The sequence below is a fragment of the Kitasatospora sp. P5_F3 genome (assembly GCF_054049135.1).
The window spans coordinates 1-19,571 of sequence record NZ_JBFUMY010000103.1 but is presented as its reverse complement, the minus strand read 5'-3'; the positions used below and the strand labels follow the sequence as shown (position 1 = coordinate 19,571).

Genomic DNA, 19,571 nt, shown 5'->3' with positions numbered 1-19,571 from the left:
CACGGCGGTTCGCTGACCCTGATCCGGCCCAGCCTCGGGGACTTCATCGCCGATCGGTCCGAACTGCTCCGACGGGCCGCCGATGTGTTCGAGTGGGTGCGCTCCAAGGCGCTTGAGGTCACCGTAACGGGCCGCTACGCATTGTCCGAGGCCGCCCAGGCCCACAGCGATCTGGAGGCTCGGCGTACCACCGGCAAGCTGCTCGTCATACCCGATGCGGCCGCTGTTGGACGCCGCGAGGAGACGCAGAGCTGATCGCGGGTGACGAGGTCGGGGATCTTGGAGACTGAGATGTCGAGGGCATGGCCGACCGTCATCGCCAAGATCCCCGACAGCGTCAGGCACTCAGCAGGCCAAGATCAAGTTCTGGCGGGTTTCTGGCGTATCTGGGTCAAACCCCTTCAATATCCCTCAGTCGAGACCTGGCCCACCCGTCCACAACCTCCCGGGACAGAACACCTAGTCACATCCCCGCCACATCACGCACCGGGTCGTCAGGCCCAGTCAGGGTTTGATTCCTGGGGTTCTGCGCCCTGAGGTACTGGTTGTCGACGGGGTATGCCGCAGTATCCGGGAGTCCGTAGCAGGCACTACACAGAACTCACTCGGAGATCGAACTCAGTGCACTCTCATTTCACATCGCGAGTCCTGGAGTGTTCGATGCGAGTTGGCCAGACCGCGTTTCCGCAGGTCAGAGCTGTGCTGACCTGCGGAAACGATGAGAGATCAAACTGCGTTTCCGCAGGTCAGAGGCGCCCCTACAGGTCGTAGTACAGCTCGAACTCGTGCGGGTGCGGCCGCAGGGCGATCGGGGCGATCTCGTTGGTGCGCTTGAAGTCGATCCAGGTCTCGATCAGGTCCGGGGTGAAGACGCCGCCCGCGAGGAGGTACTCGTGGTCGGCCTCCAGGGCCTCCAGGACGGCGCCGAGGGAGGCGGGGACCTGGGGGACGGAGGCGTGCTCGTCCGGGCCGAGCTCGTAGAGATCCTTGTCGACCGGCTCGAGCGGCTCGATCTTGTTCTTGATGCCGTCCAGGCCGGCCATCAGCATGGCGGCGAAGGCGAGGTAGGGGTTGGAGGACGGGTCGGGGGCGCGGAACTCGATGCGCTTGGCCTTGGCGTTGGAGCCGGTGATCGGGATCCGGATCGCGGCGGAGCGGTTGCGCTGGGAGTAGACCAGGTTGACCGGGGCCTCGAAGCCGGGGACCAGGCGGTGGTAGGAGTTCACCGAGGGGTTGGTGAAGGCGAGCAGCGAGGGGGCGTGCTTGAGCAGGCCGCCGATGTAGTAGCGGGCGGTGTCGGAGAGGCCCGCATAGCCCTGCTCGTCGTAGAAGAGGGGGGTACCCGCGGTCCACAGCGACTGGTGGACGTGCATGCCCGAGCCGTTGTCGCCGAAGATCGGCTTCGGCATGAAGGTGGCGGTCTTGCCGTTCCGCCAGGCCACGTTCTTGATGATGTACTTGAACAGCATCAGGTCGTCGGCGGCGTGCAGCAGGGTGTTGAACTTGTAGTTGATCTCGGCCTGCCCTGCGGTGCCCACCTCGTGGTGCTGGCGCTCCACCTCCAGGCCGGCGGCGGCGAGTTCGAGGGACATCTCGGCGCGCAGGTCGGCGAAGTGGTCGACCGGCGGGATCGGGAAGTAGCCGCCCTTGTACTTGACCTTGTAGCCACGGGCGTCGCCCTCGGCGGAGCCGGAGTTCCAGGCGCCGGCCTCGGAGTCGATGTGGTAGTACGAGGCGTTCGCGGTGGTCTCGAAGCGGACCGAGTCGAAGACGTAGAACTCGGCCTCGGGCCCGAAGTACGCGGTGTCGGCGATGCCGGAGGAGGCGAGGTAGGCCTCGGCCTTCTTGGCGATGTTGCGCGGGTCCCGGCTGTAGGCCTCGCCGGTGATCGGGTCCTGGATGAAGAAGTTGATGTTGAGGTGCTTCTCCTTCCGGAACGGGTCGAGCCGGGCGGTGCTCAGGTCAGGGACGAGTGCCATGTCGGACTCGTGGATGGCCTGGAAGCCACGGATCGACGAGCCGTCGAACATCAGCGTCTCGGACGGGTCGAAGGTCGCCGCAGGCACTGAGAAGTGCTGCATGACGCCCGGTAGGTCGCAGAACCTCACGTCGATGAACTTGATGTCGTTCTCCGCGATGTACTGCTTGACCTCGGCGGCGTTGTTGAACATCCATCCTCCTCAGCGGGCGGTGTGGTGGCTCACCCTAGGAATCTGCCGTTTCCGGTTGGTGACTCCACCGTTTCCTGAATGTTAACCGCGCGGGTCCGACGGGCGGCAAACGCGTACGGTTCCGGGCAAAACGCCACCCCTGCCGAGAGGGTGGCCGACAAGTGGTCTGGACCACTCCGGAAGGCCGGTCGGGGCGGAATCACCCGTACGGGGGGAGGGGCCCGAAGATCGTCCGCACTGCCCGGATAGTGTGGATTCGTGGACACCAGAGAAGCGTTGGGATCGTGGATCGACGGCCCGAAGACTGCCGCCGAGCGGATGGGCACCGACTTCGGCTACCGCGGTGAGCGCCTCGGCCTGCCCAAGGAGGGCCCCGGCGCGCTGGCCGGCCCGGGGCGGCGGATCGGCGCGCTGTGCGTCGACAGCTGGTTGTGCAGCCTGGTCGCGTACGGGCTGATCGCCCAGGGCAGTGCGGCGAGCGCCAACATGTGGACCCTGCCGCTGTTCTACGTCATCACGGTGGTGCTGATGGCCACCACCGGCACGACGGTCGGCAAGCGGCTGTTCGGGCTGCGGGTGGTCCGGCTGGACGGTGGCCGGGCGTCCATCCCGCAGGTGCTGCTGCGCACCCTGCTGCTCTGCCTGGTGGTCCCGGCCGTGGTCTGGGACCGGGACACCCGCGGTCTGCACGACAAGGCGGTCGGCACCGTCGAGGTGCGGATCTGACCCGAGGTCAGCACAGTCGAACGGCCCCGCCGCGAGAGTCTCGCAGCGGGGCCGTGGTGTGTCGGTGGGGGAGGGCGGTCAGCGAGCCTGGCCGCCCTTGGGCATCCGGGCACCCTTGGGCATCGGGCCCTTGGGGATCGGCGCCTTGGAGAGCAGGTCGCCCAGGGCGCGCAGCCGGTCGTTGGTCTCGGTGACCTGGCCCGGGGTGATCGCCCGCGGCAGGCGCATCAGGTGCACCTGGAGCTTCTTCAGGGGCACCTCGCCCTCGCCGTTGCCCACCACGATGTCGTGCACCGGGACGTCGCCGACCACGCGGGCCATCTTCTTCTTCTCGGCCGCCAGCAGGCTGCGGACCCGGTTCGGGTTGCCCTCGCCGATCAGCGCGATGCCGGGACGGCCGATCGCACGGTAGACCGCGTCCTGGTTGCGGGTGACCGCGACCGGGGTCGAGTTGGCACTCCAGCCACGGCGGATGTTGTTCAGCACGGCCGCGACGGCGCCCGGCTGACCCTCCATCTGGCCGAAGGCCGCCTTCTCGGCGCGTCGCCCGAAGACGATCGCCATGGCCAGGAAGCCCACGATGAAGCCGAGAATACCCAGGTAGATCGGGTGGTCGATCACAAAGCCGATGGCGAGGAACACGCCGAAGGTGATGAGGCCGACGGCCGCGATGATCAGGCCGATCTTGGTGTCGACCTTCTTGGTCATTGTGTACGCCTGGCGGATCTGACTGAGCCGCCCAGGGGTATCCGATTTTTGCCTCGCCATAACGCTCATGGTACGTGGCGAGGGCACGGGATATCCAAGGGCGCCCCCAAACTGCAACCCGGGGGCATCAACGCAGGTCACAGATCAGGCGTGCCGCAGCGAACCGGCCCGTTCGGCGGGGAGGAGCGAGGCGGCCTCGGAGCGGTCCGCCGCATGGCGGCGGTTCTCGCAGACGGCCGACCAGGCGTTCAGGCGGGCCCGCTGCTGGCCGCCGGTCAGGAGCAGCTGCTCGGTGCGCCGCAGAGCGACAGCCATGATCGCGAAGGGGAGGATTCCGGTCGTCTTCGGCATGGTGCCAGCATCTCACCAAGGTGTTACCGGACGGTGACCCGCCGGTCAAAGCCCGATGAAAGACCGGGGCCGGAGCGTGATTTCCACGCCCCGGCCCCGGTCGAAGTACGTCAGACGCCCGCGCGCTCGCGGTGCTCCAGCGCCTGGCGGTACAGCCGCCCGGCCCGGTACGAGGAGCGGACCAGCGGGCCCGACATGACGCCGGCGAAGCCCAGCTCCTCGGCCTCCTGCTGGAGCTCGACGAACTCGTGCGGCTTCACCCAGCGCTCGACGGGGTGGTGCCGCACCGACGGCCGCAGGTACTGGGTGATGGTGATCAGCTCGCAGCCCGCGCCCACCAGGTCGGCCAGCGCCTGGCTGACCTCCTCGCGGGTCTCGCCCATGCCCAGGATCAGGTTGGACTTGGTCACCAGACCGGCCGCGCGGGCCTGGGTGATGACGTCCAGCGAGCGCTCGTAGCGGAACGCCGGGCGGATCCGCTTGAAGATCCGCGGCACCGTCTCGACGTTGTGCGCCAGCACCTCGGGGCGGGACGAGAAGACCTCGGCCAGCTGCTCGGGCACCGCGTTGAAGTCCGGGATCAGCAGCTCGACGCCCGTCCGGCCGGTCGCCCGGTCGGCGGTCAGCGCGTGCACCTGGCGGACCGTCTCGGCGTACAGCCAGGCCCCGCCGTCCGGCAGGTCGTCACGGGCGACACCGGTGATGGTGGCGTAGTTCAGGTCCATCGTGACGATGGACTCGGCCACCCGGCGCGGCTCGTCCCGGTCGAAGTCGGCGGGCTTGCCGGTGTCGATCTGGCAGAAGTCGCAGCGGCGGGTGCACTGGTCACCGCCGATCAGGAAGGTCGCCTCGCGGTCCTCCCAGCATTCGAAGATGTTGGGGCAGCCGGCCTCCTGACAGACCGTGTGCAGCCCCTCCTTCTTCACCAGGGAGTGGAGGGCGTTGTACTCGGGGCCCATCTTGGCCCGGGTCTTGATCCACTCGGGCTTCCGCTCGATGGGGGTCTCGCTGTTGCGGACCTCCAGGCGGAGGAGCTTCCTGCCGTCGGGCGCGACAGCGGACACGTGCGACTCCTAGAACTAGACGGGGTACCACCCAGGGTACGCCTGTGCTTGTAGGGCTTGTACCGGGCCTGCACCCTGCATTCGCAGGGGGCACAGCGCTCCGGCGGCGCTGCGCATTCCCGCTCAGCGGGTCAGCGCGGGCTCCGGCAGTTCGGCCAGCACCTCGCGCAGGTGGCGTTCCACGATCGGGAGGGCCTCGCCGACCCCGAAGTCACGGTCCAGCTCGGAGCTGACCGAGCCGACCCCGGCGTCCCGGATGCCGCAGGGCACGATCCGGTCGAACCACGTCATCTCAGGGTCGCAGTTCAGCGCGAACCCGTGCATCGTCACGCCGCGCGCGACCCGCACGCCGATCGCCGCGAGCTTGCGGTCGTCGCCGCGCTGGCCCGCGTTGGACGCCGCGTACTCCGGCCCGGCCAGCCGGGGGTCGATGCCCAGCGGCAGTCCCATCCGAAGGGTGAGTTTGCCGATCTCGACCACCTGGGACGGGTCCGGCACGGCGCCGGGGATGTCCGCACCGAGCACCCAGACCCCGCTGCGGCCCTCGATCCGGGTGGTGCCCACCCCGAACTCGCCGCAGGCGCGGATCAGCGCCTCCTCCAGCCGACGGACGTACGCGACCACGTCGATCGGGTCCGGCAGCTTCACGATCGGGTACCCGACCAGCTGGCCGGGGCCGTGCCAGGTGATCTCGCCGCCCCGGTTCACCTGCACCACGGGGGTGCCGTCGAGCGGGAAGTCCTCGGGGTTGGTCCGCTTGCCCGCGGTGTACACCGGCGGGTGCTCCAGCAGCAGCACGGTGTCCGGGATCTCGTCCGCGACCCGCAGCGCGTGCAGCCGCTGCTGCTCCGCCCAGGCCTCCTCGTACGGCACCGACCGCTCGCCTATGCCCATCCGGACGAAACGTACCTGCTCGCTCACCGCTGCTCCTTGCCATGGCGTTCGAGACCGACCCCGAAACTGTACGCCCCGCTTTGCTCGGCCAGGCACCCGCCAGGGGCTCGGGGAACTGCGACGCCGACCTCGGAAAAGGTGATCGTCGCGTAGGTGGTCAGGGACTTTCGCAGTGTGACCCGCCAGCCACGAACCGTCGCCGTTCCCCGAGCCCCTGGTGGTGCCTGGCTACCTCTCGGCGAGAAGTTGCAGGCGCAGGGCGAGCTGGAGTTCGAGCGAGCGTTCCGGGTGGTTCCAGTCGTGGCCGAGCAGGATCTCGACCCGGTCGAGGCGCTGGACCACGGTGTTCACGTGGACGTGCAGCTCGTCCTTGGCCCGGGTCAGGCTGCCGCCGCAGTCGAAGTAGGCGCGCAGGGTGCGGACCAGCTCGGTGCCCCGGCGGGTGTCGTAGTCGAGCAGCGGGCCGAGGGTGGCGCCGACGAACGCGGCCACGTCGTGACCGTCGCCGAGCAGCACGCCGAGGAAGCCGAGGTCGGCCGCCGACGCACCGTCACCTTCGCGGCCGAGCACCCCCAACGCCCGGACGCAGCGCAGCCCTTCGGTGTACGCCGCCGCGAGTGCCACCGGCCCGGTGGCGACCCGGCCGGCGCCGACCGTGACCGGCACCCCGGCCAACCGGGCCAGCCGGTCGGCGGCCAGTTCGGCCGCGTCGCCGGGGGTGCTGCCGCCGTCCTCCGGCAGCAGCAGCACGACGGTCTCGCCGTGCTCGGCGCTGATCCCGCGCGAGCCGAACAGGTAGCGGGAGGCCGCGCCCGCCAGCCGGGCCCGGTCGGCGGCGGAGACCATCGCGACCAGCACCAGGTGCGGGCGGCCCAGGTCGACACCGAGCCGGCGGCCCCGGGCGGTCAGCCCGGCCGGGTCGCGGTCGGGGGAGCTGAGCAGGTCGGCCAGCAGTTCGCCGCGGACCCGGTTCTCGGTCTCGGCGACCGAGCGGCGGAGCAGCAGGAGCAGGGCGGTGACCACTCCGGCCCGCTCGAACAGGCGGCGGTCGGCGTCGTCCAGGTCGGGCCGGTCGTGCAGCACGATGCTGCCGAGCGGCTCCTGCCCGGCCAGCACCGCGCAGACCCAGCTGTCGCCGGCCCGGACGGCGCGGCCCTCGGCGCGCGAGGCGGCGACCGCATCCGACAGTCCGTCAGCTCCCGGCGTGCGCCCGGCCAGTACGAGCCCCTCGGCGTCGCGTACGCCCACCTCGCCACCGAGGAGTGCGGCCACCGCGGCCGCCACGTCCGGGACTTCGGCGCCGCGCAGCACCAGGTCGGTGAGCCGGTCGTGGGCCCGTTCGGCGCGCTGGACGGCGGCGGAGTGGGCCTGGATCACCTCGTTGGCGGTGTTCAGTTCGGCCAGCGCGGCCCGGGTGTCGGCCAGCGCCTTTGCGGTGTCCAGGGCGATCGCGGCGTGCGCGGCCAGCGTGCAGAGCAGCGCGACCTCGTCGGGGGAGAACGCCCGGGGCGAGCGGTCGGCCGCGAACAGCACGCCGATCACCTGGCCGCCGAGCAGCAGCGGGACGCCGATGATCGCCACCAGGCCCTCGTCCAGCACCCCGGCGTCGATCTTGCCGGTGTGGTGGAACCGCGCGTCGGTCCGGTAGTCCGGCGTGGCGTACGGCCGGGCGGTCTGCGCCACCAGGCCGCCGAGGCCGTCGCCCAGGCTCAGCCGCAGGGTCTGGAACAGAACTGACACCGAGCCGTCGGTGACCCGCATGTAGGTGTCCCCGGCGGCCTGGTCCGGCAGGGTCAGGTACGCGGTGTCGGTGCCCAGCAGCATCCGGGCCCGGCGGACGATCGCCTGCAGCACCGCGTCCAGGTCGCGGGAGGCGGCCAGGTCCCCTGCGGTGTCGAAGAGCGCCGTCAGTTCGGCCTCCCGGCGCCGGTGCTGACGCATCGTCCGGTGCACCCGCAGGGCCAGCCAGGTGGCGTCGTCGATCTCGGCCAGCACGGCCGCGGGCGCGCCCTGGCGCCGGGGTCCGGTACCGAAGCGGTACCGGACGTTCCGGGAAGGGTCAGACGCCGACGGGCTGCCCGGCCGGAGCCGGTGCGTCCTCGCCGATCTCGGCCAGGTCGCGGCCCCGGGTCTCCCGGGCGCAGACCACCGCGACCACGGTGATCGCCGCGGCGATCGCCACGTAGACCGCGATCGGGGTCGAACTGCCGTAGTCCTTGAGCAGCGCGGTGGCGATCAGCGGGGCCGGGGCGCCGGCTGCCACCGAGGCGAACTGGGAGCCGATCGAGGCGCCCGAGTACCGCATCCTGGTCGCGAACAGCTCGGAGAAGAAGGCCGCCTGCGGGGCGTACATCGCGCTGTGGAAGAACAGCCCGACGGTGATCGCCAGCAGCAGCGAGCCGAAGCTCTTGGTGTCCACCAGACCGAAGAAGACGAAGGCCCAGATCCCGACCCCGACCGCGCCGAACAGGTAGACCGGCTTACGGCCGATCCGGTCCGAGAGCGCCCCGAACAGCGGGATCAGCGCGAACTGGATCGCCGAGGCGATCAGCACCGCGTTCAGCGCGGTCTGCTTCGGCAGGTGCACGTGGCCGACTGCGTAGGCCAGCACGAAGGTGGTCATCACGTAGTACGAGATGTTCTCCGCCATCCGCGCACCCATCGCGGTCAGCACCTCACGCCAGTGGTGCCGCAGCACCGCGACCAGCGGCGGCTGCTCAGGAGCCAGCTTCTTGCGGGCCTCGGAGGCCGCCAGCGCCTGCTTGAACAGCGGCGACTCGTCCACCGAGAGCCGGATCCACAGGCCGACCATCACCAGCAGCGCGGACAGCAGGAACGGCACCCGCCAGCCCCAGGCGACGAAGTCCGCGTCGGACTGGACGGCCGTCATCAGCGAGAGCACGCCGGCCGCCAGCAGGTTTCCGGCCGGCGCACCGCCCTGCGGCCAGGAGGCCCAGAAGCCGCGCCGCTTGGCGTCCCCGTGCTCGGAGACCAGCAGCACCGCGCCGCCCCACTCGCCGCCGAGCGCGAAGCCCTGCACCAGCCGCAGCCCGGTGAGCATCAGCGGTGCCGCGACGCCCGCCTGATGGTACGTCGGCAGACAGCCGATCAGGGTGGTCGAACCGCCCATCAGCAGCAGGCTCAGCACCAGCAGCTTCTTGCGGCCTATCCGGTCGCCGAAGTGCCCGAAGACCAGCGCGCCGATCGGCCGGGCGGCGAAGCCGATCGCGTAGGTGAGGAAGGACAGCAGGGTACCGGTCAGCGGGTCGGAGTTGGGGAAGAACACCTTGTTGAAGACCAGCGCGGCGGCTGTTCCGTACAAGAAGTAGTCGTACCACTCGATCGTGGTGCCGATCAGGCTGGCGCCGACCACCTTGCGGAGCGATGCTCCTCGGGTTCTCGCTGCGTCGGGAGAACTGGCCATGGGGGTCACCTGTCTGGTTGCGGGGCGGGAGTGCAGGGGAGGGCGGGGGAGGTCAGTGTGCGGTCCAGCCGCCGTCGACCGGCAGGCTGGCCCCCGTGATGTAGGAGGCGTGCGGGGAGCAGAGCCAGAGGGCGAGCTGGGCCACCTCGTCGGGCTCGATCAGCCGCTTGACGGCGGTGCGGTCGAGCATGATCTGCTCCACCACCTCGTCCTCGCGGATGCCGTGGGTCAGGGCCTGGGCGGCGATCTGCTTCTCCACCAGGGCGGTGCGCACGTAGGCGGGGTTGATGCAGTTGCTGGTGACGCCGTACGGGGCGCCCTCCAGTGCGACGGTCTTGCTCAGCCCCTCGAGACCGTGCTTGGCGGTCACGTACGCCGACTTGAAGGCGCTGGCCCGCAGCCCGTGCACGGACGAGATGTTGACGACCCGTCCCCAGTCCTGCTCGTACATGTGCGGCAGGGTGCGGCGCAGGATTCGGAACGGGGCCTCCACCATCACCCGCTGGATCAGCGCGAACCGGTCCGGCGGGAACTCGTGCACCGGCGCGACGTGCTGGAGGCCGGCGTTGTTGACGACGATGTCGGCGTCGTCCGGCAGCGCGTCCACGGCAGCCGGGTCGGAGAGGTCGGCGACGATCGCCTCACCGCCGATCCGGGCGGCGAGTTCCTTGGCCGGCTCGGCCGCGAGGTCGACGATGTAGACCCGGGCGCCGGCTGCGGCGAAGGCCTCGGCACAGGCCCGGCCGATCCCCGAGGCGGCCCCGGTGACCAGCGCCGTACGGCCGGCCAGCGAGTGGGCTGAAGTGGTGTCCATGGCCGAGAACGGTAGAAACCGACGGCGCTCACTCCTATGTGCCGGGCAGCCACAGGTCGGGGCGGGTTCATGGCGACCGGCGCCATGCGGGTGGTCGGGCCGAAGAGCCCGGTCCAGCCAAACACCCGCCGCGACACCTTCCCTACAACGGGCGCCATTGCTTCACCCGTTCGGAGGATTGCCCGCCCAGATCCACCCATAGCGGCGAAATGCTCGCTACATTCACGCCGATTCCCGACAGGGGGCGCCGCTCCATGCACCGGGGGGACTGGTGAGGCGCTCGAGAGGTGTGACTGATATGCCCCAACGGCCTGCAACCGACAGCCCGGCGTACGGACCGCTCGACCCGCTCGACCCGCACCTCGATCCGCGCGAGGGGCCGTCCGGGGCCACACCCGGCGGGTCGCCCGAGGTGTCACCGCAGGTCGCCGCGGTGGCGGCCGCGGGCGCTGCCGGTCCGTCAGGCGCGGCAGGCCCAGCGGGCCCAGCGGGCACGTCCGGTCCGTCCGGGCTGGACAAGACCCTGAACCCCCGGCTCGCCGCGCTGATCGAGGAGGCCGGCTTCTCGCACGCCGGGCTGGCCCGCCGGGTCGACCAACTCGGCCTGGAGCACGGCCTCGACCTGCGCTACGACAAGACCTCGGTGACCCGCTGGCTGCGTGGCCAGCAGCCCCGGGGCGCCACCCCCGCGCTGATCGCCGAGGTGTTCACCCGCAGGCTCGGGCGGCGGCTGACCGCGCTGGACATCGGTCTCGAGGCCTGCGCCCCGGTGTACGCGGGCCTGGAGTTCGCCGAGAGCCCGCAGGAGGCGGTGGACATCGTCGCCAGCATGTGGCACAAGGACACCGGCCAGCAGTCCGAGCTGCGCCGGATCGCCTTCACCCCGGCCGGCCTGGTGGTGCCCAGCCGGGACTGGCTGATCGGCCGCACCGACGAGCGGGTCGCCCGGGACGGCTCCGTCCCCGGCCTGCCCGCAGGGGCCCCTGATGCCTCGTCAGGCCGTCCGCAGCCGCCCGGAGTCCGCCCCGGCCTGCCCGCCGCCCGGAGCGCCGTACGGGCCTCTCAGCCGGGTCTGCTGCGGGTGCCGACCCAGAGTCGCGGCGCCATGCCGCAGTCCGCCCTGGAGGCCGCCGAGGCCCGGGAGCAGCGCCCGCCGCTGCGGGTCGGCCGGGGGGACATCGCCGCGATCCGGGCCGTCGGCGACCTGTTCCGCGCGCTGGACCACGCGTACGGCGGCGGCCACGCCCGCCAGGCGCTGGTCCGGTACCTGGAGAGCGAGGCCGAGCCGATGCTGCGCGGCCGGTACGGCGAGCAGATCGGCCGGGCGCTGTTCGGCGCGGTCGCCGACCTGACCCGGCTGGCCGGCTGGACCTCCTTCGACATCGCCGCGCACGGCCTGGCCCAGCGGTACTTCGTCCAGGCCCTGCGGCTCTCCCAGGCGGCGGGTGACCGGGTGCTCGGCGGCTACGTGCTCACCACGATGAGCCAGCAGGCCGTCCATCTCGGCCACGGCCGGGAGGCGATCCAGCTGGCCCGGGTCGCCCAGCAGGGCGTCGGCGCGGCCGCCGCGCCCACCGTGCAGTCCCTGATGCACGCGGCCGAGGCCCGCGGCCACGCCCTGCTCGGCGACGTACGCTCCTGCACCACAGCTCTGGTCCGCTGCGAGCGAGCCCTCGGCATCGCCCGCCCCAACGACGAACTGCCCTCCTGGGCACGCTACTTCGACGAGGCGCAGCTGGCCGACGAGTTCGCGCACTGCTACCGCGACCTTCAGCAGTGGCGCCCGGCCGCCCAGCACGCCGAGAAGTCGCTCCGCCTACGGGCCCCGGCCTACGCCCGCAGCCGCATCCTCTGCCGCCTGGTGCTGGCCGGCTCCCGCCTCGGCCTCGGCGAGATCGACGACGCCTGCACCCTGGCCACCGAGGCACTCCGGGCGGCGGGTGAGATGCGCTCCGCCCGCACGGTCGAGTACCTGCGCGACTTCCACCGCCGCCTGATCCCCTACCGGGCCAACCAGTCCGCCCGCGCCTTCGACGAAGCGGCCCGGCAGTCGGGGGTGATCTGAGAGTGGCGCTGGGCGAGCAGCGGGAAGAGCAGGACGGAGAGCATGCCCGCGCCGACCAGGGCTGCGGCGGTGGAGGACGGCAGGTGATCGGCCTCGACCTCGATGGTGGTGATGACCACGACCAGCGGCAGGGCGGTGGCGCCGAACAGGCCGAGCGCCACCCGGTCCCGGCCGCCCAGTTCGGGCGGAGCCAGCAGCGCGGCGAACAGCAGGAGGAAGATCGGGACCAGCAGCAGGGTGCCGGGGTCGGAGAGGAGTGCGTCGAGGTCGAAGTTCATACCGCTGACCACGAAGAACACCGGCACCAGGAAGCCGAAGCCGATGCCCTCCAGCTTGGCGTCGATCACCTCCTCCTCCGCCTCGGGCACGTCGGACAGCAGCAGCCGGGAGATGATCCCGGCGGTGAAGGCCCCCAGCAGCATGTCCAGGCTGAGCCAGATCGCGGCGCTGACCATCACGGCCAGCACCAGGATCGGCAGGATGGTGCCGAGCGCGGTGGTGGTCAGCGCCAGGCCGGCGAAGGCGCCGTTCAGCGGGTCACGGTTGATCAGGGCGCCCGCGCCGATCGCGATCGCGTCGACGTCTTCGGCGGAATGTCCGACCATGAGTCATATCGGCACGCTGGCCCACCGTCCCCGCAGAGGCCCGCTGTTTACGGACGTGGTTCGGAAGGCAGGGGCTCGGGGAACTGCGACGCCGACCTCGTACAAGGTGATCCGTGCGTAGACGGTCAGGCACTTTCGCAGTGATACCCGCCAGCCACGAACCGTCGCCGTTCCCCGAGCCCCTGCGGGGGCTCGCCTCGCCCGCCCCGAGCCCCGCCGGAGGCGTTACGCGGCCTCGGCCTCGGCCGCCGTAACCGGGACGCGGAGGTCGCGCAGGACGGCCTGGGCGGCCCGTCGGCCGGAGACCAGGGCGCCCTGGACGGTGCTGGTGTCCCGGTGGTCGCCGCAGACGTACAGGCCGGCCAGCAGCCGGACCGGGCGGCGGAAGTTGTGCGGCGGCGGCATCGCCGGTACCGCGTCCGGGACGTGCCGGACCGTCAGGAACTCCCAGTGCGCCGCGGCGGAGCCGTAGAGGTGCACCAGGCGGCGGCGGAGCACCGGCTCGTACCCGGCCGGGCCGCCCTGGTCGAACCGGCGCCGGCCCAGCACGGTGGTGGCGACCAGCGCCCGTCCCGGCGGCGCGTACGAGGGGTGCAGGTCGCTGAGGACCAGCGAGTGCGAGAGCACCGGGCGGCCCTGCGGCCGGTCGGCGTCGAGCAGCAGCACCGGCTCGTCCAGCGGTGAGCGGTCGGCGGCGTGGAAGTACGTGGTGACGGGGTGGAAGTCCGGCACCCGCAGCCCGGGGAGCAGCAGTGCGGCCGACTGCGCGTCGGTGGCCAGGACCACGGCCCGGGCGGCGACCCGGCCGTGCGCGGCCGTCTGCACGCCGTCGGCGGCGACCGAGGTGACCCGGACCCCGAGCCGGAGCGTCCCGGCGGGCAGGCCCTCGGCCAACTGCGCCGGTACGGCGGCCAGTCCGGCCGCCGGGAGACAGAGCCGCCCGCGCGCGTACGAGCGAAGCACCAGGTCGGCGACCCGGCTGCTGGTGCCGAGCGCCGGGTCGCTGAGCAGGGCGCCGAGCAGCGGGCGGAGCAGGCCGTCCACGGTGCGCGGCGGCAGACCGCGGTCGGTCAGCGACCGCGCGGTGGTGGTCTCCGGGCGGGCCAGCAGCCGGGGCACCGGGGTGGTGGCGAGCCGGCCGAAGGTCGAGGCGAGCCGGGCCCGGTCCAGCGGACTGCCCAGCGGCCCCCGGGCGGTGGCCTGCCTGGCCGGGGTCTGCTGCGGATCGCCGAACCGATGGCGACGCCCGGCGCTGTGCACCAGGACGCCCGGGGCGAGCAGGCTGAGCTCCAGCCGCTCCAGGTCGAGCACCCGGCCCGGCTCGGGGAAGTCGGTGTTCAGCAGCGCGCCGCCGTGGTCGAGGCGGAAGCCGTCCAGCTCCCGCCCGGCCGCCCGGCCGCCGATCCGTTCGGTGGCCTCCAGGACCTGCACGGTGAGGCCCCGGGCGGTCAGCGCGCGGGCGGTGGCCAGCCCGGCGAGTCCGGCCCCGACCACCACGACGTCCGGGTCGGACTGGCGGCGGGTACGGCGGGTGAAGTCATGTGCGGGCACGAGTGTGCTCCCTCCCTGGTCCCGGGGCTGCGGCCGGGCAGGCCGCAGGGTGCCGGGACACGGTCCGAGCATGTGATGCCCCGTCAATCCGCGGATCAGGCCGGGAGTCGGGCCTGAATCGGGAGGAGTGGGAACTGGCGGCGGGGCACGGTCACGGACTGTGCGCCGGAAGCGCGCGTTCGACGGTCGGCGGGCGCGTACGGTCACCAGAGGCGCGCGATGCGCCGGATACCTGCTGCCGTGCGCCCCCCTGCGCCCGGGTCGGACGGCGCCTGCCGCCGCGCCGGGTCAGACCGCCGCCCGCACCGCCGCCTCCGCCGTCGGGTGTCGGAATCGGAAGCCGGCCGCCAACAGCCGGGCCGGGACCGCCCGGTGACTGCCCACCACCTCCACCGCCATCTCGCCGAGCACCGCCTTGAGCGCGAACTCCGGCACCGCGAAGACGGTCGGTCGGCCCATCGCGCGGCCGATCAGTTCGGTCAACTCGCCGTTGGTGACCGGCTCGGGGCCCGCCAGGTTGAACGGCCCGGACAGCTCCGGGGTGTCGATCAGGTAGCGCAGCGCGGCCACCTCGTCGGCGAGCGAGATCACGCTCCAGTACTGCTGCCCGTCGCCCAGCCGCCCGCCGAGACCCAGCCGGAACAGCGGGAACAGCCGCCCGCCCGCGCCCCCCTTCGCGGAGAGCACCAGGCCGGTACGGGCGTGCGCCACCCGGACGCCCGCCTGCTCGGCCGGGCGGGTGGCGGCCTCCCACTCCACGCAGACCCGGGCCAGGAAGTCGTCCCCGGGCGGCGCCTGTTCGTCGATCACCTGATGCCCGGTCTGGCCGTAGAAGCCCACCGCCGAACCACTGACCAGCACCCGGGGCGGCTCCTTGAGCTCGGCCAGCGCGGCGGCCAGCGTCTCGGTGCCGAGCACTCGGCTGTCCCGGATCTCCTGCCGGTACGCGTCCGTCCAGCGCCGGTCACCGACCCCGGCCCCCGCCAGGTGCACCACCGCCTCCACCCCGTGCAGCCCGGCCCGGTCGATCTGCAGCAGGTGCGGGTTCCACCCCACCCCGACGGTGCCGTCCGGCTGCACCCCGGTCCTGGACCGCTGCCGCACCAACCGCACCACCTCGTGCCCGTCCGCCAACAGCGAGCGGACAAGCGCCGAACCGATCAGACCTGTGGACCCAGTCACCGCGATACGCATGGCCCCATCCTGGCAGCCGGGCCCGCCCGGCTGCCGGTCAGGCCCGCCGGAACGGCCGCTGCAAATGTCCCGGCAGGGCCATCAGGTGGTCGCCTACGATGGCGGCCATGGGAGCGAACGGCGCAGCTGACCTGACGATACGTACCGCACGGCAGCAGGACGAGCCGGAGCTCGCCCGCCTCGACCGGGTCTCCTGGTCCTGGCTCAGCGACGTGGTCCCCCCGCCCGAGCCGGACGCCGAACTCTTCAGCGAGCGCCGCCCGCCCGAGCACTTCCTGCTTGCGGAGTCGGCCGGCCGGATCGTCGGATACATCCACCAGGGTCCCGCCACCCCGCTGGCCAGCAACGGCCACATCCGCCAGATCCAGGGTTTCGTGGTCGACCCCGAGACCCGCGGCCAGGGCATCGGCCGAGCCCTGATCGAGGCCGCCTGCGACCTGGCCCGCGCCGACGGCATCCGCCGGATCACCCTCCGGGTGCTCGCCCACAACGCCCCCGCCCGGCGCCTCTACGAGCGCTGCGGCTTCGAGGTGACCGGCATCCTGCCGGAGGAGTTCTGGCTGGACGGCGCGTACGTGGACGACGTCTGGATGGGCCGCCGGCCCTGAGGACCTGACGGACCGTCAAGTGCCAAGCGGCTGACGGGGCGAACGCGTGAACGGTACGGTACCGCCGTGACCTACTCGACGCCGCCCGGCTGGTACCCCGTGCTCGACCCGGGGCCGGACGGGGTTGCCCAGGAGCGCTGGTGGGACGGCGAGGCGTGGACCGCCGAGATCCGCCCGGTGGGCGGCGTGCCGGGCGCCAAGCCGAAGCGCGGGCTCAAGGTCGGTCTGGTGATCGCGCTGGTGCTGGCGGTACTGGCCGGTGGGGCTGGGGCGCTGGTCTGGGCCACCCGGGGCGACGATCCGGTGCGCGCGCCGTCGGCTGCGCCGCCGGTGGTGACGAGCAGTGCTTCCCCGAGCCAGAGCCAGACCCCCACGCCCAGTCCCACCCCGACGCCGAGTCCGACGCTGACCCCCAGCCCGGCGCAGCCCAGCCGCGCCCCGCTGCCCTCCACCCGCTCGGTGCAGGAGCTGTCGCGCGGCTGGGAGGTGCCGGTACCGGCCGGCTGGAGGATCGACGACCACGGCGACAAGGTGACCCTGCAGTTCTCCACCAAGCCGTACTCCTGCGACGTCGGCAGCGGCAGCTGCGTCCGGGCCAACTTCTCCGTGGTGGCCGAACGGGCCGACGGCGCCTCCGCCCAGGCGGTGGCCCGGGCGGAGATGGCCACCTACGCGCCGCTCCTGTACGGCGACCTCACCTCGACCCGCACCGTGGTCTCGGCCCCGGTGACGGTGGCGGGCGTGACCGGGCACGCCGAACGCTGGCGGGTGGACCCGGTGAAGGGCGTCCCCGGCTACGTCCTGGTGGTGGCGGTCCGGGCGGCCGGTGGCGGCTTCACCGTGCTGGTCGGTTCGGCGGACGAACACCCGGACGCGCCCTCGCCCGAACTGCTCGACCAACTGGTCGCCGCCATTCGCCCACTGCCCGGCGGCACCGGCGGTGGCACCGGTACCGGGGTGTCGGTCTAGGTCCGACGGGCCGTCAGCCCGCCGCCTTGGCCCGGCGGACGAACTCCGTGATCAGCGCCGGGGCCTTGACCCCGCGCCGCACCTCGACCCCGCTGGAGACGTCCACGCCCCACGGCCGGGCCGCCGCGATCGCATCGGCCACATTGGCCGGGTTGAGCCCGCCGGCCAGCATCCACGATCCGCTCGGCGGGTTGGCGCCCAGCTCGGACCAGTCCCACGGCTCGCCCGAACCGGGCACCGGCGAGTCCAGGATCAGCAGGTCCTCGCCGAAGTCGCCACAGACCGCGCCCGCCCCGGCCGCGGCCGAGGTGGCCCGGACCAGCTGCAGTCCGAGGTCCCGCAGTTCGGCGAAGGCGGCGGGCGGGTGGTCGCCGTGCAGCTGGACGGCACCGACCCCGGCCGCCGTTGTGGCCCGCCGGACCTCCGCCGACGGCTCCCGGCCGAACACCGCCACCGTCAGGACCCCGGCGGGCACCTGCTCGGCCAGCCGCCGGGCGGCTGCCGGTTCGATCCGGCGCGGGCTCTCGGTGAGCACGAAGCCGATCGCGTCGGCACCGGCCGCGACGGCGGCCGCGACGTCCTGCGCGGTGCTCAGACCGCAGATCTTGACGAACACTGTCCCGACGTCTCCCGCTTCGCTGGGCAAGAGGCCCGTACCCCTCGACCCGAGTACGGTACGCGCCCACCGGCCCGCAGGCACTACCCACGGCCCCGCCGCCTGAGCCGGCGTCAGCCCCCGTACAGCTCCCAGAGCCGGGGGAACCGCTTCGCCATCTGCCCGGCGTCCTCGAAGTCGAAGCTGTCGCCCTCCGGCTGCCGGGGCTGCCGCGTCCCCAGGTCCGGCAGCGGCAGGCCGGTCAGCTGTTCGTGCGCCTCGTCGGCGGCGTAGCCGAGGTCCTCGGCATCGCCGTCCTCCTCCTCGTCGAAGTCCGGCACCAGCTCGGCCAGGTCGTCCGGCTGGTGCAGCGCGCCCTCGAAGACCTCCCGGCCCTGGCCGATCAGCCAGCACCGGAAGAAGTCGAAGGTGTCCTCCGAGGCGCCGTCCAGCATCAGGTACGCCGCCGCCCACAGGTCGTACCGGTAGGCGCGCTGGAACCGCGCCTCGAACAGCCGGGCGAAGTCCACCACATCATCCGGCGTCAGCTGCGCCAGCCGTTCCACCAGCGCCTCGGCCTGGTCGTCCGGATCGCCCTCGGCCGCGTCCCTGGTCTCGTCGATCAGTTGCCAGAAGTCCGTCTCGTACATCACCGCTCCAGCATCGCCGCTCGACCGGTGTCCCGCACGTGATGTGGCCCGCGAAACGCGGAACCCCGCGCCGTCCGAGTGGACTACGCGGGGTTCCGTGAGCAGAACGCGGTGGAACCGCGGCCCTTACAGGCCGAGCTCGACCTCGAACTCGCCGGCCTCGAGGATCTCCTTGACCGCGACCAGGAAGCGGGCGGCGTCGGCGCCGTCCACCAGGCGGTGGTCGTAGGAGAGCGACAGGTAGGTCATGTCACGGACGCCGATGACGGTGCTGCCGTCGACCTCGATGACGACCGGGCGCTTGACGGTGGCGCCGATGCCGAGGATGGCCGCCTGGTTCGGCGGCACGATCACGGTGTCGAACAGCGCACCGCGCGAGCCGGTGTTGCTGATGGTGAAGGTGGCGCCGGACAGCTCGTCCGGGCTGATCTTGTTGCCGCGGACCTTGCCGGCCAGCTCGGCGGTCTTCTTGGAGATACCGGCGAGGTTGAGGTCGCCCGCACCCTTGATGACCGGGGTCATCAGACCCTTCTCCGAGTCCACCGCGATACCGATGTTCTCGGAGTCGAAGTAGGTGATGGTGCCCTCGGCCTCGTTGATCCGGGCGTTGACCACCGGGTGGCTCTTCAGCGCCTGGGCAGCGGCCTTGACGAAGAACGGCATGGGGGACAGCTTCACGCCCTCGCGGGCGAGGAAGGAGTCCTTGGCCTTGCCGCGCAGCTTCATGATCTTGGTGATGTCCACCTCGACCACGCTGGTCAGCTGGGCCTGCTCGTGCAGGGCCTTCATCATGTTGTCGCCGATGACCTTGCGCATCCGGGTCATCTTGACGGTCTGACCGCGCAGCGGGGACGCCACGGCGGCGGCCTTCGGTGCGGCGGCGGCCGGCGCGGCGGCCGGGACGACCTTCGCGGCCTCGGCGGCGGCGATCACGTCCTGCTTGCGGATGCGCCCGCCGACACCGGTGCCGGTGACAGCGGAGAGCACGACGCCCTGCTCGGCCGCGAGCTTGCGGACCAGCGGGGTGACGTAGGCGTCCGAGCCGTCGGCGGCCGGAGCAACCGGGGCCACCGGCGCAGCCGCGACCGGAGCCGGAGCGGCGACCGGGGCGGGAGCGGCCGGCGCAGCGGCCACGGGGGCCGGAGCGGCAACCGGAGCCGGAGCGGGGGCGGCGACCGGGGC

19 protein-coding genes are annotated in these 19,571 nt (G+C 72.1%); 5 read left to right on the top strand and 14 right to left on the bottom strand.

Annotated features, from left to right (window positions below; translation table 11 throughout):
- A partial coding sequence (locus ACXJMZ_RS34010) for a zinc-binding dehydrogenase (RefSeq protein WP_457033879.1) occupies positions 1-255 on the top strand: 255 nt, incomplete at its 5' end.
- A gap of 503 nt (positions 256-758) precedes the next feature.
- Here the strand turns inward: ACXJMZ_RS34010 and glnA are convergent.
- Positions 759-2,171, bottom strand: coding sequence for a type I glutamate--ammonia ligase (gene glnA, locus ACXJMZ_RS34005; RefSeq protein WP_457033878.1), 1,413 nt, complete (start codon positions 2,169-2,171; stop codon positions 759-761).
- 258 nt (positions 2,172-2,429) lie between these two features.
- Between glnA and ACXJMZ_RS34000 the strand changes: the two genes are divergently transcribed.
- A complete protein-coding gene (locus ACXJMZ_RS34000) occupies positions 2,430-2,897 on the top strand; it encodes an RDD family protein (RefSeq protein WP_457033877.1) in 468 nt (155 codons plus the stop codon).
- A 78-nt stretch (positions 2,898-2,975) separates the two neighbouring features.
- On the opposite strand, the gene ACXJMZ_RS33995 is transcribed toward ACXJMZ_RS34000, so the two are convergent.
- The 7 genes from ACXJMZ_RS33995 to ACXJMZ_RS33965 form a co-directional block, all read right to left on the bottom strand.
- A complete protein-coding gene (locus ACXJMZ_RS33995; RefSeq protein ID WP_057232962.1) occupies positions 2,976-3,665 on the bottom strand; it encodes a DUF4191 domain-containing protein in 690 nt (229 codons plus the stop codon).
- Between the two features lie 84 nt (positions 3,666-3,749).
- The gene (locus tag ACXJMZ_RS33990) at positions 3,750-3,956 is read right to left on the bottom strand and encodes a hypothetical protein (protein ID WP_457033876.1); all 207 of its coding nucleotides are present in this window, start codon (positions 3,954-3,956) and stop codon (positions 3,750-3,752) included.
- Positions 3,957-4,066: 110 nt separating this feature from the next.
- A complete protein-coding gene (locus tag ACXJMZ_RS33985) occupies positions 4,067-5,020 on the bottom strand; it encodes a lipoyl synthase (protein WP_457033875.1) in 954 nt (317 codons plus the stop codon).
- A 123-nt stretch (positions 5,021-5,143) separates the two neighbouring features.
- Entirely contained in the window at positions 5,144-5,914 is a 771-nt protein-coding gene (gene lipB, locus ACXJMZ_RS33980; RefSeq protein ID WP_457033880.1) for a lipoyl(octanoyl) transferase LipB, read from the bottom strand.
- A gap of 228 nt (positions 5,915-6,142) precedes the next feature.
- Positions 6,143-7,909: a helix-turn-helix domain-containing protein gene (locus ACXJMZ_RS33975; protein WP_457033874.1), complete on the bottom strand. Its 1,767-nt coding sequence runs from the start codon at positions 7,907-7,909 to the stop codon at positions 6,143-6,145.
- A 64-nt stretch (positions 7,910-7,973) separates the two neighbouring features.
- A complete protein-coding gene (locus ACXJMZ_RS33970; protein WP_457033873.1) occupies positions 7,974-9,338 on the bottom strand; it encodes an MFS transporter in 1,365 nt (454 codons plus the stop codon).
- A 52-nt stretch (positions 9,339-9,390) separates the two neighbouring features.
- Positions 9,391-10,152 (bottom strand): 3-hydroxybutyrate dehydrogenase, encoded by a 762-nt coding sequence (locus tag ACXJMZ_RS33965; protein WP_457033872.1) that lies wholly within the window; start codon positions 10,150-10,152, stop codon positions 9,391-9,393.
- A gap of 298 nt (positions 10,153-10,450) precedes the next feature.
- Here ACXJMZ_RS33965 and ACXJMZ_RS33960 point away from each other — a divergent pair, with 298 nt between their 5' ends.
- A complete protein-coding gene (locus ACXJMZ_RS33960; protein WP_457033871.1) occupies positions 10,451-12,217 on the top strand; it encodes a regulator in 1,767 nt (588 codons plus the stop codon).
- Here ACXJMZ_RS33960 and ACXJMZ_RS33955 read toward each other — a convergent pair.
- The 3 genes from ACXJMZ_RS33955 to ACXJMZ_RS33945 form a co-directional block, all read right to left on the bottom strand.
- A complete protein-coding gene (locus tag ACXJMZ_RS33955) occupies positions 12,154-12,822 on the bottom strand; it encodes a cation:proton antiporter domain-containing protein (RefSeq protein WP_457033870.1) in 669 nt (222 codons plus the stop codon). The genes ACXJMZ_RS33960 and ACXJMZ_RS33955 overlap by 64 nt on opposite strands.
- 225 nt (positions 12,823-13,047) lie before the next feature.
- A complete protein-coding gene (locus ACXJMZ_RS33950) occupies positions 13,048-14,373 on the bottom strand; it encodes an NAD(P)/FAD-dependent oxidoreductase (RefSeq protein ID WP_457033869.1) in 1,326 nt (441 codons plus the stop codon).
- A gap of 288 nt (positions 14,374-14,661) precedes the next feature.
- The gene (locus ACXJMZ_RS33945; protein WP_457033868.1) at positions 14,662-15,567 is read right to left on the bottom strand and encodes a TIGR01777 family oxidoreductase; all 906 of its coding nucleotides are present in this window, start codon (positions 15,565-15,567) and stop codon (positions 14,662-14,664) included.
- Positions 15,568-15,674: 107 nt separating this feature from the next.
- Between ACXJMZ_RS33945 and ACXJMZ_RS33940 the strand changes: the two genes are divergently transcribed.
- Together ACXJMZ_RS33940 and ACXJMZ_RS33935 are read left to right on the top strand one after the other, a co-directional pair.
- Positions 15,675-16,175 carry an N-acetyltransferase family protein gene (locus ACXJMZ_RS33940; protein ID WP_457033867.1) on the top strand — a complete coding sequence of 167 codons (501 nt, stop codon included), beginning with the start codon at positions 15,675-15,677 and terminating at the stop codon, positions 16,173-16,175.
- Positions 16,176-16,241: 66 nt separating this feature from the next.
- Positions 16,242-17,144: a DUF2510 domain-containing protein gene (locus ACXJMZ_RS33935; RefSeq protein WP_457033866.1), complete on the top strand. Its 903-nt coding sequence runs from the start codon at positions 16,242-16,244 to the stop codon at positions 17,142-17,144.
- Between the two features lie 13 nt (positions 17,145-17,157).
- On the opposite strand, the gene ACXJMZ_RS33930 is transcribed toward ACXJMZ_RS33935, so the two are convergent.
- The 3 genes from ACXJMZ_RS33930 to sucB all read right to left on the bottom strand — a co-directional run.
- The gene (locus ACXJMZ_RS33930) at positions 17,158-17,760 is read right to left on the bottom strand and encodes a phosphoribosylanthranilate isomerase (RefSeq protein WP_457033865.1); all 603 of its coding nucleotides are present in this window, start codon (positions 17,758-17,760) and stop codon (positions 17,158-17,160) included.
- Positions 17,761-17,873: 113 nt separating this feature from the next.
- Positions 17,874-18,389: a DUF4240 domain-containing protein gene (locus tag ACXJMZ_RS33925; RefSeq protein WP_457033864.1), complete on the bottom strand. Its 516-nt coding sequence runs from the start codon at positions 18,387-18,389 to the stop codon at positions 17,874-17,876.
- Positions 18,390-18,515: 126 nt separating this feature from the next.
- On the bottom strand, positions 18,516-19,571 hold a 1,056-nt coding region (gene sucB / locus ACXJMZ_RS33920; protein ID WP_457033863.1), incomplete at its 5' end, for a 2-oxoglutarate dehydrogenase, E2 component, dihydrolipoamide succinyltransferase.